Below are 14,667 nucleotides of genomic sequence, written 5' to 3' on the forward strand. Positions count from 1 at the left end.
TAAGTTTTACACTTACCGGCATCGCCCCGGAGTTAATCAAGGGAGAGGCGCAGTATGCCGGTAAAAATCCCCGACAATCTGCCAGCGGCAGAGATACTGTCGGCAGAAAATATCTTTGTGATGTCAGAAACCCGGGCGGCCCATCAGGACATACGTCCGATGAAGGTGCTTATCCTTAATCTGATGCCCAACAAGATAGAAACAGAGACCCAGCTGCTGAGGCTCCTTGGCAATACGCCCTTGCAGGTGGATGTGGATTTGCTGCGCATCCACGACAAGGAGTCCCGTCACACCTCGCTCGACCACATGAATGCCTTTTACCGGGACTTTGAGGATGTGCGTCATAAAAATTATGACGGCCTGATTATCACCGGAGCGCCACTGGGGCAGCTTGATTTTGAAGAGGTGACCTATTGGGACCACATCCGCGAAATCATCGACTGGTCGCAAAGCCATGTGACCTCGGTACTGTTTTTGTGCTGGGCTGCCCATGCCGGTCTGTACCATCTCTACGGCCTCAAGCGTGAACTGCTGAAGACCAAACGCTCCGGGGTATTCGTGCACAGTCGCAGCTGCGACCATCATCCGCTGCTGCGGGGTTTCGATGAGGAGTTTTTCGCGCCTCATTCACGTTATGCCGAAATCCCGGTGGCGCAAATTCATGCCCATCCGGCTTTGCAGGTACTGGCGGAGTCTGACGAGGCCGGGGCCTATCTGGTGCTGAGCCGAAACAGCCGAAACCTGTTTGTCATTGGTCATCCCGAATATCAAAAATCCACCCTGAGTGACGAATATCATCGGGATTTGGCAGCCGGTATTGACCCAGACATCCCCAAAAATTACTTCAGAAACGATGATCCGGCCCAGGCACCGGTGGCGCGCTGGCACAGCCATGGCAGCCTCCTGGTCAGTAACTGGCTTAACTATTATGTGTACCAGTTGACCCCTTACGATCTGTCGGATATGAGTGCCATCACCCCCTGGGAAGATAGTGCAAAATCTTGAAAATCAATGTGAAAAGGCCGCGCTTATGCGGCCTTTTTATTTTGTCCGCAGGCACTGACAATCTGCGTTGGTGCCCGTGTCAATCTCAGTTCCCGCCGCTGTAAATCCAGAGTGACAAGCCTTGGCCAGAAAATGCGGCTTGTTAGACCAATTTCTACTTGCTTTACGTTCGCGTAAACGTCACATTCAATGCATCGGGTCGCAAACTGCGACTGCAATCACATTTGCACCGGGTTTTGCGCCCGGGCATCACAAGCAATTGGAGTGAGAAATGAGCGTATCGGATATCGTCATTGTTGCGGCAAAACGCACCGCCATGGGTGGTTTTCAGGGCAGCCTGTCTGAGGTGCCGTCACCAAAGTTGGCCGCGACCGCAGTCAAGGCTCTGCTGGATGACACCGGCCTGGATGGCGCCAAGGTTGACGAACTCCTGATGGGCTGCGTGCTGCCTGCAGGCCTTGGCCAGGCGCCTGCCCGTCAGGCCGCCCTGGGTGCCGATTTGCCACTGTCTGTGGGAGCTACCACAGTGAACAAGGTGTGTGGCTCAGGTATGAAAACCGTGATGCTGGCCCATGACCTCATCAAAGCAGGCAGCGCCAATGTGGTGATTGCCGGCGGCATGGAAAGCATGAGCCAGGCCCCATACCTGCTGGACAAAGCCCGTGGCGGCATGCGCATGGGACACGGCAAGGTGCTCGACCATATGTTCCTCGATGGTCTTGAAGATGCTTATACCGGCGGCGCCATGGGTACCTTCGCCCAGAAAACCGCCGATGATTACGGCCTGACCCGCGAGTCCATGGATGCTTTCGCCCTAAGCTCACTGGAAAAAGCCAATGCCGCCATCAACTCCGGCGCCTTCGAAGCCGAAATCGTGCCAGTGACTGTGTCCAGCCGCAAAGGCGATGTGGAAGTGAAAATTGACGAGCAGCCTGGAAACGCCCGTCCCGAAAAAATTCCGACACTGCGCCCGGCCTTTGCCAAAGACGGCACCATCACTGCCGCCAACTCATCCTCCATCTCCGACGGCGCAGCTGCGCTGATGCTGATGAGCCGTGAGCAGGCTGACGCTCTGGGTCTTAAGGTGCTTGCCACCATCAAGGGCCACACTACCCATGCTCAGGAGCCCGCCATGTTCACCACAGCCCCTGTGGGTGCCATGCAGAAGCTGCTCTCCAACGTGGGCTGGAGCAAGGACGAGGTCGATCTCTTTGAAATCAATGAAGCTTTTGCGATGGTGACCATGCTTGCCATCAGTGAGCTTAAGCTGGATGCCGCCAGGGTTAACGTGAACGGCGGCGCCTGCGCCCTGGGTCACCCCATCGGCTGCTCAGGCGCCCGTGTGCTGGTGACTCTCATCCATGCGCTCAAGGCCCGTGGCCTCAAGCGCGGTGTGGCCTCACTGTGCATCGGCGGCGGTGAAGCCACTGCCATGGCCATCGAAGTTTAATTGCCAGGACACGGCAAGCTGCAATCAACAAGACACTCGACAGGAGACGCGGGCGCGGCCATACACAATACCTACAAGGCTGCGCCGCTACCTCTGACCCTCAAAAGGAAGCGATATGATCACACAAGTTAAGCACTACATCGACGGTGAGTTCACCACAGGACAGGGTGAGCGCATCATTACCGTGACCAACCCGGCCAACAACCAGCCCATCGCCGAAGTGCGCTGTGCCAGTGACGAGGAAGTGCACGGCGCCATCGCCAGTGCCAAGGCCGCGTTCCAAAGCTGGAAAGAAGTGCCTGTATCCGAGCGCGCCCGCGTAATGCTGCGTTATCAGGCGCTGCTCAAAGAACACCACGACGAGCTGGCGACCATTCTGGCCAAGGAAACCGGTAAAACCTTCGAAGATGCCAAGGGTGATGTGTGGCGCGGCATTGAAGTGGCCGAGCACGCCTGTAATATCGCGTCCCTGCTGATGGGCGAAACCGTTGAAAACGTGGCCCGTAAAATCGATACCTATTCTTACACCCAGCCCCTGGGCGTGTGCGCCGGTATTACCCCCTTCAACTTCCCGGCGATGATCCCGCTGTGGATGTTCCCCCTGGCTGTGGCCTGTGGTAACACCTTTGTGCTCAAGCCCTCCGAGCAGGACCCCATGACACCGCTGCGTCTGGCCGAGCTGTTTGAACAGGCCGGTGCTCCCAAGGGCGTGCTGCAGCTGGTGCACGGCGACAAGAGCGCCGTGGATATTCTGCTGACCCATCCCGATATCAAGGCCATTTCTTTTGTGGGCTCTGTGGGTGTGGGCCAGTACGTGTACAAGACCGGCACTGACAACCTCAAGCGGGTGCAGGCGTTTGCCGGCGCCAAAAACCACTGTGTGATCATGCCAGATGCCAACAAGCAGCAGGTGATCAACAACCTGGTGGGTGCCTCTGTGGGCGCGGCCGGTCAGCGTTGTATGGCGATTTCGGTGGCCGTGTTTGTGGGCGCCGCCAAAGAGTGGATCCCTGAGCTTAAAGAGGCGCTGGCCAAGGTTCGCCCAGGCCTGTGGGACGATAAAGATGCCGGTTACGGCCCGCTTATCAGCCCAGCTGCCAAGGCCCGTGTACTCAAGCTCATTGAGCAGGGCAAGGCCGAAGGCGCCGACTGCCTGCTGGATGGCTCCGACTTTACCGTGCCCGGCTACGAGTCAGGCAACTGGGTTGGCCCGACCATGTTTGACAAGGTCACCACCGACATGAGCATCTACAAGGAAGAAATCTTCGGCCCAGTGCTGTGCTGTATGGAAGTGGATGAGCTGGAAGACGCCATTGAGCTGGTGAACAAATCGCCCTACGGTAACGGCACCTCCATCTTCACCGCCAGCGGCGCTGCCGCCCGTAAATATCAGCACGAAATTGAAGTGGGTCAGGTGGGTATTAACGTACCTATCCCGGTACCTCTGCCATTCTTCTCCTTTACCGGTTGGAAGGGAAGTTTCTACGGCGACCAGCACGCCTACGGCAAGCAGGCTATTCGTTTCTTCACCGAAACCAAGACCATCACCTGTCGCTGGTTTGAAGACGATATCCCCCATGGTCCCAACATGACCATCGCCCTGCGTTAATCACTTTCGGGTGCTTAACCTGGCGAGGCCGTAAACCAAAACCACCTTCAAGGCCGGCGTTATGCCGGCCATCACATGAAGTGACCCCAGAGTCACGGGAGCAGTCAAGATGGATTTCAATTTCAACGAAGATCAACGTCAGTTTGCCGAACTGGCACGCCAGTTTGCCGCAGATGAACTGACCCCCTTTGCCGCCAAGTGGGACGAAGAGCACCACTTCCCCAAAGATGTCATTCAAAAGGCCGGAGAGCTGGGTTTCTGTTCACTCTATTCCCCTGAGTCAGAAGGCGGCATGGGCCTGTCGCGCCTGGATGCCTCGATTATTTTTGAAGAGCTTTCCAAGGGCTGTACCGCCACCACCGCCATGCTGACCATTCACAACATGGCCACCTGGATGGTGACCACCTGGGGCACAGAGGCGTTTCGCGCCGAATGGTCTGAGGCCCTGACCACGGGTGCCAAGCTGGCCTCATACTGCCTGACCGAGCCCGGTGCAGGCAGTGATGCCGCATCTCTCACCACCAAGGCGGTGCGTGAAGGCGATGAGTATGTGATTAATGGCAGCAAGATGTTTATTTCAGGCGCTGGTGCCACCGAACTTTTGGTGGTGATGTGCCGCACCGGTGAAGCCGGTCCCAAGGGCATTTCTGCCATTGCCATCCCCGCTGATGCTGACGGTGTCATTTACGGCAAGGCCGAAGACAAGATGGGCTGGAACGCCCAGCCGACCCGCCTTATCACCTTTGAAAACGTGCGCGTACCTGTGCAAAACCTGCTGGGTGAAGAAGGCCAGGGCTTTACCTTCGCCATGAAGGGGCTCGATGGCGGCCGTATCAATATCGCCACCTGCTCCGTGGGTACCGCCCAGGCGGCCCTTGAACGTTCAATCGCTTACATGAACGAGCGCAAGCAGTTTGGCAAGCCGCTGGCGGCCTTCCAGGCGCTGCAATTCAAGCTCGCCGATATGGCTACCGAGCTGGTGGCTGCCCGTCAGATGGTGCGCCTTGCAGCCTTTAAACTGGATAGCCAGGACCCGGAAGCCACGGCCTACTGCGCCATGGCCAAACGCTTTGCCACCGACATCGGCTTTGCCGTGTGCGACGCAGCACTGCAAATCCACGGCGGTTATGGTTATATCCGTGAATATCCGCTTGAGCGCCATTTCCGTGACGTGCGGGTACACCAGATTTTGGAAGGCACCAATGAGATCATGCGTCTCATCATTTCCCGTCGTCTGCTGGACGAAAACGCCAACGACATCCTCTGATTTGCCAGTGACTTTGACTGAATAGTAACGTCGACTGAATAGAGACTTCGACAGAAAAGGAATAACTGCCATGGCATTTTTGATTGAACGTATTGAAGGCAATACCGCCATCCTCACCATCAGCAATCCACCGGCCAATACCTGGACCCGTGAGAGCCTGAATGAGCTGAAGGAAAAGGTACTTGAGCTGAATAACAACAAAGAGATTTACGCGCTGGTGCTGACCGGGGAAGGGGAGAAGTTCTTTTCTGCGGGCGCTGACCTGAAACTCTTTGCCGACGGCGATAAAGGCAATGCCGCCACCATGGCCAAGGCCTTCGGTGAAGCCTTTGAAACCTTAAGCGCCTTCCGTGGCGTGTCCATCGCCGCCATCAATGGCTATGCCATGGGCGGCGGCCTCGAAGTGGCGCTGGCCTGTGATATCCGTATCGCCGAAATTCAGGCGGTGATGGCACTGCCGGAAGCCACAGTGGGCCTTCTGCCCTGCGCCGGTGGTACTCAGAATCTCACCGCCCTGGTGGGCGAGGGCTGGGCCAAGCGGATGATCCTTTGTGGTGAGCGTATTGATGCCACCAAGGCGCTGAATCTTGGGCTGGTGGAAGAAGTGGTGGAGAAGGGCGAGTCCCTGAGTGCCGCCATCGCCCTGGCCGCCAAGGTCGCCAAGCAGAGCCCCTCTGCCGTGGCCGTGTGCAAACAGCTCATTCAGAGTGGCCGCACCATGCCGCGCACCCAGGCACTGCCTTTGGAGCGTGAGCTCTTTGTTGGTCTTTTTGATACCGAAGATCAGGCTGAAGGGGTGAATGCCTTCCTCGAGAAGCGTGCCGCCCAGTGGAAAAACCGCTGAGGCCTTGCCTTGGACAAGACAGCAAGCAAGGAGCGAGCATGACACAGAAAGTTGTATTTCAAACCCTGGGTACCGCCTCGGGCAAACAGATAGGTGTAGCCACCCTCAATGTGGAAGCCGCGCTTAACGCCCTGGATCTGGACATGGTGCGGGCCTTAACTGCCCAGCTGAAAGCCTGGCAGGCCGATAGCAATATCGCTATGGTGCTGCTGGATGGCGCCGGTGACAAAGCCTTTTGCGCCGGTGGCGATGTGCGCGCCCTGTATCAGGCCAGCAAAGAGGCCCCCGGCAGTACAGAGACCCTGGCGAAGATCTTCTTCGAGGAAGAATATCGCCTCGATTACTTTATCCACGAATTCGGCAAACCCTTTATGGTGTGGGGAGATGGCATTGTGATGGGCGGCGGTTTGGGGCTGATGGCCGGTGCCAGCCACCGCATTGCCACCGAGCGTTCCCGTATTGCCATGCCGGAAATCACCATTGGTTTGTACCCGGACGTGGGTGGCACCTTCTTTTTGGCCCATATGCCGGAAAAGACAGGCGTGTTCCTGGGGTTAACCGCGTTTCAAATGAACGGTGCCGATGCGCTGTACGCAGGCACTGCCAACTTCTTATTGGAAAGTGATGACAAGGAGCCGCTGCTTGATGCCCTGGCCGAGGTGGCCTGGGATGACAACAGCGAAGCCAATCATCAGCGTCTGAGTGACGTGCTCGGCACCAGAGCCGTGCCCGAGCAGGAGAGCTTCCTTAAGGACAATGCTGAGTTTATCAGTGCGCTGTGCAGCGGCTCTCTGGAGACAGTCATTGAGCGTTTCAAAGCGCTGCCGGACGACAGCCACAAGTCCCTGCTCAGAGCCCGCGACACCCTGCTGGCGGGCAGTCCGCTCAGTGCTCATCTGGTATGGCACCAGGCCATCATAGGTGAAGAGCTGTCCCTGAACGATTGCTTCCGCTGGGAGCTTGGCGTCAGCATCAATTGCTGTGCCCACGGCGATTTTGTCGAAGGGGTGCGGGCACTGCTTATCGATAAAGACAGAAATCCAAACTGGCAGTATGCCGATGTGGCCTCGGTACCCGCCGAGGTGATTGGCCGCCTTTTGAGTTCACCCTGGCAGGGCGAGCAGCATCCGCTGCAGGACCTCTGAGGGATACCCTATTCACAGCCCGGCACTTACCGGGCTTATCCGATTTATGGCCCGGCTTGCCGGGCTTGGCAAGGAGCGACATCATGGCGAAGATAGCGTTTATTGGCCTTGGCAACATGGGTGGCCCAATGGCGGCCAACCTGCTGAAGGCGGGGCACAGTGTATCGGTATTCGATCTCAACCCGGCTGCGGTTGAGTCACTCAAGGCCCAGGGAGCAGGCAGTGGCGATACGGCGCAGGCCATCGCCGCCGATGCGGACTTTGTGGTGAGCATGCTGCCGGCCGGTAAGCATGTACGCGGTCTCTATTTAGGCACTGATACCGCCAAGGGACTGATTGAGGTGGTGAAAGCAGGTTGTCTCTTGATAGACTGCTCCACCATAGATGCCGATAGCGCCCGCGCTGTGGCCGAAGCCGCTGCGGCAAAGGGCCTGGAATTTATTGATGCGCCCGTGTCCGGCGGCACAGCCGGCGCCGCAGCCGGAACCCTGACCTTTATCTGTGGTGGCACAGACGCGGCCTTTGAGAAGGCGCGTACCGTGCTGGCCAATATGGGCGTGAACATTTTCCATGCCGGTGGCCCGGGAGCCGGTCAGGTCGCCAAAATTTGCAATAACATGCTGCTGTCGGTACTTATGGTGGGTACCAGCGAGGCGTTGTCGCTTGGGATTGACCATGGGCTCGACCCCAAGGTGCTGTCAGACATCATGAAGGTGTCCAGTGGCGGTAACTGGACCCTGGAAAAGTACAATCCCTGCCCGGGTGTGATGGAGAATGTTCCATCCTCCAAAGGCTACCAGGGTGGCTTTATGGTCGACCTGATGGTGAAAGACTTGGGATTGTCCCAGGAAGCGGCCCTTAGCAGTCAGTCGAGCACCCCCATGGGTGCGCTGGCTCGCAGCCTGTATGTGTCCCATGCCCGAGCCGGGAATGGTCCAAGGGATTTTTCCAGTATTTTTGAACATTTTGCCAAAGGCGATAAGGCCTAAGGAACCACAATGGAATTGAAGGATAAGGTAATTGTCATTACCGGCGGCGCCGGTGGTCTGGGTCTGGCCATGGCCAAGGACCTCGCCGCCCATGGCGCCAAACTGGCGCTGATTGATGTGGATCAGGAGCGTCTCGAGCGTGCCTGTGCCGATATCGGTGACGCCACCGAAGTACAGGGTTATGCCCTGGATATTACTGACGAAGAAGATGTGGTGGCCGGATTTCGCTATATCCTCGAAGATTTTGGTGTTATCCACGGTCTGGTAAACAACGCCGGTATTCTGCGCGACGGTCTTTTGGTCAAGGCCAAAGACGGGGTAGTGACTGACCGTATGTCACTGGATCAGTTCCAGTCAGTTATCAATGTAAACCTGACCGGCACCTTCCTGTGTGGCCGCGAAGCCGCTGCAGCCATGATTGAATCGGGTCAGGGCGGAGTGATTGTCAATATCTCCAGCCTGGCGCGAGCCGGTAACATGGGCCAGACCAACTACGCGGCATCCAAGGCTGGCGTAGCCACCATGGCGGTGGGCTGGGCCAAAGAGCTGGCCCGCTTTAACATCCGCGCTGCGGCAGTGGCGCCCGGTGTAATTGCCACCGAGATGACTGCGGCCATGAAGCCGGAAGCCCTTGAGCGTCTCGAAAAAATGGTACCCGTAGGTCGACTGGGCCAGGCCGAAGAGATTGCTTCCACCGTTCGCTTTATCATGGAAAATGATTATGTGAATGGCCGTGTGTTTGAAATCGACGGCGGTATCAGACTCTGAGTCGCCAGCCCCGGCTAACCTTGTCTGGCTGGGGCTGTTAACTTTTGTCACCCTTTATTTTGCGTATCAAGTTGACAGAAACTGACGCAGATTGAACAATGCGGCAGTGAAAGCTGCCGTTAAATTCTCTTTAAAAGCAACACGAAAGCCGCCTCTCGGTCAGTCGTTTGCCTTAGCAGGACCCGAGATGCTACGCCTGGAATTTGTTTTAAAAAAGCTCATGCTCTGGACAGGCTATGCGGGCGTTGTAGTGATTTACGGCGGATTTTTGTTTCTGTTGCTGAGCGGACAGGACACCCGGGCACTCCCTTGGTATATCCTGTTATCGCCCTGGGTTTGTGTGTTTTTTGGCTTGCCCTCTGCACAGCAACATGCGGTAGTCGGCTGGTTTATCAATAAATTCAGACGTTAACCTGCCTTTTGTATACAGAACTTCGCATACGAAGCGTTTTGGGGAATCAAGGACATGAGGCTTGGCATTGGGCACCGCGTTGCGGCGATTTGCTTAATGACACTGGCACTGCTGGGGTGTGAGCCCAGGCAGGAATCTGTGCTGCCCCAAGAGAGCGACAGCGAACCCATGGCCGCCCGCTATGGCACCTGGATTTCCCCCCTCACCGCCGAAGATGTCTATGCCAGTTCCGATGAACTGATTGAACTCAGGGCCGTTGGCGACCTGATGTATTTTTCTGAGTTTGACGGCAAAAGCGGCAACACCGGCATTAAGCGTCTCGAGGCCGATGGCAGTGTATCTCAGGTAGTACCAGCCGAATTTAATGTGGGCAGCCGGGTGCATGAATACGGCGGCGGCGACTTTCTTGGTATTGGTCAAAGCCTGTTTGCCACCGGCAAGAGCGATCAGCTGTTTTACCGTTTTGCCCCCAATCAAGCGCCACTGGCGCTCACGCCCAATTGCACCCGCCATGGGGATTGCATTTCCTACCCCAAGGGATCCCGCATTATTTGTGTGCGGGAAGATCACCGGCAGCAGGGCAGTCCAGCAGCCAGTTTGGTCACCATTAACCTGAATTTTGCCGGTGAAGGTGACACCTTCGTCGCCGGGCACGATTTCATCAGCTCGCCCAGCATTAACGGCGACAATACTCAGCTGGCCTGGCTCACCTGGGAGCATCCGGCTATGCCCTGGGACAACACTCGTCTGTGGCTCGGTGAGCTTGACCGCAAGGGGCGGCTTCATTCGTCACGGGTGGTTGCAGGCGAGGGAGGCAATGTGGCCGTTACCCAGCCAAGCTTTGGCCCCGATGGCAGGCTGTACTTTATTGCCGACTATGACGATTGGTGGAATCTGTATCGCCTCGGTGACGATGGCAAACCGGAACGGCTTTATCAGAAGAATGCGGATTTTGCCGGCCCCGCCTGGCGTCTTGGCGAACGCACCTATGCTTTTGAAAGTGAAAGCAGCCTTATCGCAAGCTACGTGCATAATGGTGAAGCCGGGCTTATCCGCCTCGATTTACAAACCGGCCACGCCGAAGATATCGCCGTGGACTTTGGTGAAATCAAGCAGCTCACCGGTGGCAAAGATGCCGTCTATTTTATCGGCAGCAAGGTAACCACAGAGAAAGGCATTTACCGGGTCAGTGGCCGGGGCGTGGAGCTGGTCTATGCGCCCAGACTCATGGTGCTGGACCCGCGCTTTATCTCCAGAGCCCAAAGCATCAGTTTTGCCACCGCCGACAATATGCGCGCCTGGGGTTATTTTTATTGGCCACGCAACCCGGCGTTTAAAGGCTTGTCTGACACACGCCCACCGCTTTTGGTGAAGTTGCATGGCGGCCCCACTGCCAAGGCCAACCTGGCTTACCGTGGTGATATCCAATATTGGACCAGCCGCGGCTTTGCGGTGCTGGATTTGAATTTCCGCGGCAGCAGTGGTTTTGGCCGTGCCTACCGTCAATCCCTTTATGGCAATTGGGGCAAGGCCGATGTAGAGGATGCGGTGAATGCGGCTCGTTTTCTGGTGAAAAAAGGCTGGGTGAATGGCGATGAAATGGCTATCACAGGTGCCAGCGCCGGTGGCTTAACGGCGCTGTCGGCACTCGCCTATGATGATACTTTTAAGGCCGCCGTCAGTCGTGCCGGGATAAGCGATATAGAGCAGCTGGCAGGTGAGACCCATAAGTTTGAAAAAACCTATCTGGATCAGTTGATTGGTCCATTGGCTAGCCACAGGGCGCTCTATCGTGAACGTTCTCCGGTTTATCAACTGGAGCGACTTAAAGAGCCTTTACTGCTGCTGCAGGGACTGCAGGATACCGTGGTGTTACCCAACCAGGCCCTGACCATCTACGAGGCGCTGGAGAAAAATCAGATCCCGGCTGCCTTGCTCACCTTTGCCGATGAGAACCACAACCACTGGAAAAATGCCAACCTGGTCAAGGCGCTGGAATATGAGCTGGGTTTCTATGGGCAGGTGTTCGGCTTTAAGGTTGCGGATGAGGTGCCTTCCCTGAACCTCCATCTGCGGGCGCCCGTCGAAGTATCTCAGTCCACGACACTCAAGGCTGACTGAGGGAATTGAGGATGGGGCAATCGGGTTGATTGCCTCCCTGGCACTGTTCCACCAAGGCGCCGAGCTGTTTTTGCAATGCCTGCATCCGGACGATTTTGGCAGCGATAAGGTCCAGATGTGCCTTTGCTAGAGCCTTGACTTCTCCCGCAGCGCGGCTGGGGTTTTGTTTTAAAGACAACAGGCTTCGACACTCCTCCACCGAGAACCCCATCTCTCTGCACTGATGGACAAAGTGCAGATTTTCCAGCGCCCTGTCGTCGTATTCACGGTAACCATTGTCACCACGTTTGGCACTGACCAGCTTGATATCGTGATAGTAGCGGATGCTTTTCACGCTGAGCCCGGTGATGCGGGCCACGTCACCAATTTTCATTCCATTTCTCTCCTGCTTCGAGGCAGAACACAGGCTGTTTTTCGGCTTGACTCTCCAGTTAATGGAGACTTTACGATGGGCTAAACTCAATAGAGAGTCAAGGAGTCCATATGTACAGCGTCCATCTCACAGTCCCCGCCATGAAGTGTGGTGGCTGCGGCAAAAAAATCACCTCATTGCTGGCCACCGAAGGCTGGGATATACACACAGATCCCGCCACTAAACGCCTCGATATCAGCGCAAGCTATGCGATTGATGTGGCAGACGTGCTTGCGCGGCTCGAGGCTGGAGGGTATCCCGCAAGCCTGACGGATGAAACTGCTGCAGCAGGAACCGAAGTCTTTGCAGCTTTGCACCCAGACAGTGACCACAAGCTGATTACTGACGGTAAAAATCCGCTTGGGGACACGAGCGCGGCATCAGGTAAGCCAACGTCTGATGCGGATGCATCCCTGGCGACACTGCGTTTCAGTGTGCCTGCCATGAGCTGCGCCAGTTGTGTGGCCAAGATTGAAGGGGCGCTGCGCTCAGCCGGCGGTGAGGGCCGGGTCGATTTGTCCCGTAAAGTGGTACGGGTGAAGGGGTTATCCGCCGATGCAGCGCTGGCGGCGCTGAACGGTGTGGGTTATCCCGGCGAGCTTTTAAGCGCACAGCCAAGGCCTGCCAGCGATGAAGGGCAGCATTTTCGAACCAGACTGTGGCAGGCGGCCGTGGGGCTGGGGCTGGGTGTGCCCTTAATGCTATGGGGACTTTTTGGCGGCGAGATGATGGTGAACGATGCCACCCGCCTTGGCTGGGGACTGGTGGGGCTGATAACAGGTATTGCTATGCTCTTAACCGGCGGGCACTTCTACCAAGGGCTTTGGCGCTCGTTAAAGGCTAAAAGCGCCACCATGGATACCCTGATAGCACTTGGCACAGGCACAGCATGGCTCTATTCCATGGCGTTGGTGTTGCTGCCACAGGCGTTTCCCGAAGGCAGTCGCCATGTGTATTTCGAAGCGAGCGTGATGATTCTGGGTTTGATAAACCTTGGCCATGCGCTGGAGGCGCGGGCGAGGGGCAAAACCAGCGAGGCGCTGGATAAACTCCTTGGGCTTAAAACCGATGAAGCGCTGCGGCTGGAAAACGGTACTGAGCGCTGGGTCAGGGTGGAAGAGATTGCCTGCAACGATCTGATTCGGGTACGGCCGGGTGACAGGATTGCCCTCGATGGCAAGGTTATCGAAGGTGAGTCGCTGATTGATGAGTCCATGCTATCCGGTGAGCCACTGCCGGTGGCCAAAACCGCAGGGGAAAGTGTGTTTGCCGGGACGGTCAATGGCAACGGAAGCCTGGTGATTGAAGTGACCGCAGAGTCCGATGACAGTCGATTGTCGAAAATCATAGCGCTGGTGGAAGAGGCGCAAACCTCCAAATTGCCCATAGGACGTCTGACCGATGCGATTTCGGCGGTATTTGTGCCCGTGGTGGTGGCCATTGCCATTATTGCCGCGCTGATCTGGTACTTTGTTGGCCCGGCGCCCGCGCTGTCACATGCCATGGTGGTGCTCACCACAGTGCTGATTATTGCCTGCCCCTGTGCCCTTGGGCTTGCCACGCCCATGTCGATTATGGTCGGGGTAGGGCGCGCCGCCTCCATGGGGATTTTGGTTAAAAACGGTGAAGCACTTGAGCTGGCCAGCAAGGTCACCACTGTGGTGCTGGATAAGACTGGCACCCTGACGTTGGGTAAACCAGCGGTGCGAAAAACGCTGTGGCTTCAGGGTGATGAAGCGGAGGCGCGGCATGTAATAGCCAGCCTCGAGCGCCAGAGCAGCCACCCGCTGTCAGAGGCGCTTGTGGCCCTGTCGGATGCGCCTTCACTTGTGGTGAGCGAATTTCAAAACCTGCCCGGCGAAGGCCTCATGGGTAAGGTCACCACCACAGATGGTCGCCAAGAGTGGCATATCGGCAATCCACGTCTGATGGCGCGCCTTGGCCTGGCATCAGAACTTGAAGCGCTTGAGGCCGAGCTTGATGCCCTGGCCAAAGAGGCGCTCACCCCTGTGCTGGTAGCTAAAAATCACAAGCTTATTGCCATACTCGGTGTGGGCGACCCGCTCAGAGACGATGCCAAAATCGCGATGGCGCGCCTTAAAGCCCAGGGCAAGCGCTTGGTGCTGCTGTCAGGGGATAACCGGCACACCGCCGAAGCGGTTGGCCGCGCAGTGGGTATCGATGAGGTCATTGCCGGGGTGATGCCAGATGAAAAGCATCAGCATATTGCCCGTCTTAAGGCGGCTGGCGAAGTGGTGGCCATGGTGGGGGATGGCATTAATGATGCCCCGGCGCTGGCCGAGGCCGATGTGGGGATTGCCATGGGCACGGGAACGGATGTCGCCATCGAGAGCGCGTCTCTGACCTTGCTGTCACCCAGGCTCGAGGCCCTTGCCGATGCCTTTGCTCTGTCGCGCGCCACCCTTGGCAATATTCGCCAGAACCTCTTTGGCGCCTTTATTTACAATGTGCTGGGTATTCCGGTGGCGGCGGGCGTGCTTTACCCGGCGTTTGGGGTGCTGTTAAGCCCGGTACTGGCGGGGGCGGCGATGGCGGCCTCTTCGCTCACTGTGGTGACTAACGCCAACCGGCTTAAAAGAAAGACGCTGAAGGACTAAGTAAGGTCCGAGCCAGTCCTTCGCTGA

The 14,667-nt window shown here is 56.9% G+C and carries 12 protein-coding genes; 11 read left to right on the plus strand and 1 reads right to left on the minus strand.

What is annotated here, in order from left to right; translation table 11 throughout:
* Positions 1-54 precede the first annotated feature (54 nt).
* The 10 genes from metA (at position 55) to K0H79_RS07050 (ending at position 11,610) form a co-directional block, all read left to right on the plus strand.
* Positions 55-1,005, plus strand: a complete 951-nt coding sequence (gene metA, locus K0H79_RS07005) for a homoserine O-succinyltransferase (RefSeq protein WP_220067375.1) — start codon at positions 55-57, stop codon at positions 1,003-1,005.
* A 271-nt stretch (positions 1,006-1,276) separates the two neighbouring features.
* Entirely contained in the window at positions 1,277-2,455 is a 1,179-nt protein-coding gene (locus K0H79_RS07010) for an acetyl-CoA C-acyltransferase (RefSeq protein ID WP_220077775.1), read from the plus strand.
* 115 nt (positions 2,456-2,570) lie between these two features.
* Positions 2,571-4,064: a CoA-acylating methylmalonate-semialdehyde dehydrogenase gene (locus K0H79_RS07015; protein ID WP_220067377.1), complete on the plus strand. Its 1,494-nt coding sequence runs from the start codon at positions 2,571-2,573 to the stop codon at positions 4,062-4,064.
* Positions 4,065-4,173: 109 nt separating this feature from the next.
* Positions 4,174-5,331 (plus strand): acyl-CoA dehydrogenase family protein, encoded by a 1,158-nt coding sequence (locus K0H79_RS07020; RefSeq protein WP_220067378.1) that lies wholly within the window; start codon positions 4,174-4,176, stop codon positions 5,329-5,331.
* Positions 5,332-5,401: 70 nt separating this feature from the next.
* A complete protein-coding gene (locus tag K0H79_RS07025) occupies positions 5,402-6,175 on the plus strand; it encodes an enoyl-CoA hydratase (protein ID WP_220077776.1) in 774 nt (257 codons plus the stop codon).
* Between the two features lie 38 nt (positions 6,176-6,213).
* Complete coding sequence (locus tag K0H79_RS07030) at positions 6,214-7,320, plus strand: enoyl-CoA hydratase/isomerase family protein (protein ID WP_220077777.1); 1,107 nt, start codon at positions 6,214-6,216, stop codon at positions 7,318-7,320.
* A gap of 83 nt (positions 7,321-7,403) precedes the next feature.
* Positions 7,404-8,309, plus strand: coding sequence for a 3-hydroxyisobutyrate dehydrogenase (gene mmsB / locus K0H79_RS07035; RefSeq protein ID WP_220077778.1), 906 nt, complete (start codon positions 7,404-7,406; stop codon positions 8,307-8,309).
* 9 nt (positions 8,310-8,318) lie between these two features.
* Entirely contained in the window at positions 8,319-9,077 is a 759-nt protein-coding gene (locus K0H79_RS07040) for an SDR family oxidoreductase (RefSeq protein ID WP_220077779.1), read from the plus strand.
* A 91-nt stretch (positions 9,078-9,168) separates the two neighbouring features.
* Positions 9,169-9,489: a hypothetical protein gene (locus tag K0H79_RS07045; RefSeq protein WP_258405487.1), complete on the plus strand. Its 321-nt coding sequence runs from the start codon at positions 9,169-9,171 to the stop codon at positions 9,487-9,489.
* A 54-nt stretch (positions 9,490-9,543) separates the two neighbouring features.
* Positions 9,544-11,610, plus strand: a complete 2,067-nt coding sequence (locus K0H79_RS07050; RefSeq protein ID WP_220077780.1) for a S9 family peptidase — start codon at positions 9,544-9,546, stop codon at positions 11,608-11,610.
* Here the strand turns inward: K0H79_RS07050 and K0H79_RS07055 are convergent.
* Positions 11,597-11,983 (minus strand): MerR family DNA-binding protein, encoded by a 387-nt coding sequence (locus K0H79_RS07055; protein ID WP_220077781.1) that lies wholly within the window; start codon positions 11,981-11,983, stop codon positions 11,597-11,599. The two genes, K0H79_RS07050 and K0H79_RS07055, sit on opposite strands and share 14 nt — an antisense overlap.
* A gap of 452 nt (positions 11,984-12,435) precedes the next feature.
* Here K0H79_RS07055 and K0H79_RS07060 point away from each other — a divergent pair, with 452 nt between their 5' ends.
* Positions 12,436-14,640, plus strand: coding sequence for a heavy metal translocating P-type ATPase (locus tag K0H79_RS07060; RefSeq protein WP_408733386.1), 2,205 nt, complete (start codon positions 12,436-12,438; stop codon positions 14,638-14,640).
* The last annotated feature ends 27 nt before the right edge of the window (positions 14,641-14,667 follow it).

The sequence above is a fragment of the Shewanella sp. FJAT-52076 genome (assembly GCF_019457455.1).
GTDB lineage: Bacteria > Pseudomonadota > Gammaproteobacteria > Enterobacterales > Shewanellaceae > Shewanella > Shewanella zhangzhouensis.